Origin of the sequence: Sedimentibacter sp. B4, from assembly GCF_000309315.1 — a bacterium.
Lineage (GTDB): Bacteria > Bacillota > Clostridia > Tissierellales > Sedimentibacteraceae > Sedimentibacter > Sedimentibacter saalensis.
In genome coordinates this window covers 1-759 of record NZ_CANG01000936.1, presented here as the reverse complement: position 1 = coordinate 759, position 759 = coordinate 1, and the positions used below count along the sequence as shown (strand labels likewise).

The 759-nt window shown below is 49.8% G+C and carries 8 tRNA genes; all 8 read left to right on the top strand.

Annotation, left to right across the window (positions count from 1 at the left end):
• The first annotated feature begins 5 nt into the window (after positions 1 to 5).
• Positions 6 to 80, top strand: a tRNA-Asn gene (locus tag BN358_RS16735).
• A gap of 44 nt (positions 81 to 124) precedes the next feature.
• Positions 125 to 212, top strand: a tRNA-Leu gene (locus BN358_RS16730).
• A 10-nt stretch (positions 213 to 222) separates the two neighbouring features.
• Positions 223 to 298, top strand: a tRNA-Met gene (locus BN358_RS16725).
• Between the two features lie 8 nt (positions 299 to 306).
• A tRNA-Met gene (locus tag BN358_RS16720) sits at positions 307 to 383 on the top strand.
• Between the two features lie 16 nt (positions 384 to 399).
• Positions 400 to 474: transfer RNA gene (locus BN358_RS16715), tRNA-Glu, on the top strand.
• Positions 475 to 503: 29 nt separating this feature from the next.
• Positions 504 to 579, top strand: a tRNA-Val gene (locus BN358_RS16710).
• Between the two features lie 25 nt (positions 580 to 604).
• Positions 605 to 681: transfer RNA gene (locus BN358_RS16705), tRNA-Asp, on the top strand.
• 5 nt (positions 682 to 686) lie between these two features.
• Positions 687 to 759 (top strand) — tRNA-Thr (locus tag BN358_RS16700).

Genomic DNA, 759 nt, shown 5'->3' with positions numbered 1-759 from the left:
ATTATTCCGAGGTAGCTCAATGGTGGAGCAACCGGCTGTTAACCGGTAGGTCGTGGGTTCGAGCCCCACCCTCGGAGCCATAAAAACATACATATCAGCAAAAGTTGATAAAATGATATATGAAGCCGAAGTGGCGGAATCGGCAGACGCACAGGACTTAAAATCCTGCGATCCTCAAAATCGTACCGGTTCGAGTCCGGTCTTCGGCACCAATAAAATCTTCGCGGGATAGAGCAGTTGGAAGCTCGTCGGGCTCATAACCCGGAGGCCGTTGGTTCGAATCCAGCTCCCGCTACCAAAAATAGTGGCGGCGTAGCTCAGTTGGCTAGAGCATGCGGTTCATACCCGCAGTGTCAGCGGTTCAAATCCGTTCGCCGCTACCAATATTAAAATAATTAAGGCCCTATGGTCAAGCGGTTAAGACACCGCCCTTTCACGGCGATAACCCGGGTTCGAATCCCGGTAGGGTCACCATTTAAATTAAAAGATAATAAGAAACAAATGGGAGCTTAGCTCAGTTGGGAGAGCATCTGCCTTACAAGCAGGGGGTCATAGGTTCGAGCCCTATAGTTCCCACCATTTGAATAATTACAAGAAAAATTGCGGCCTGGTAGTTCAGTTGGTTAGAATGCCAGCCTGTCACGCTGGAGGTCGAGGGTTCGAGCCCCTTCCAGGTCGCCAATTATGCTGGTGTAGCTCAATCGGTAGAGCAACTGACTTGTAATCAGTAGGTTGAGGGTTCAAGTCCTTTCACCAGCT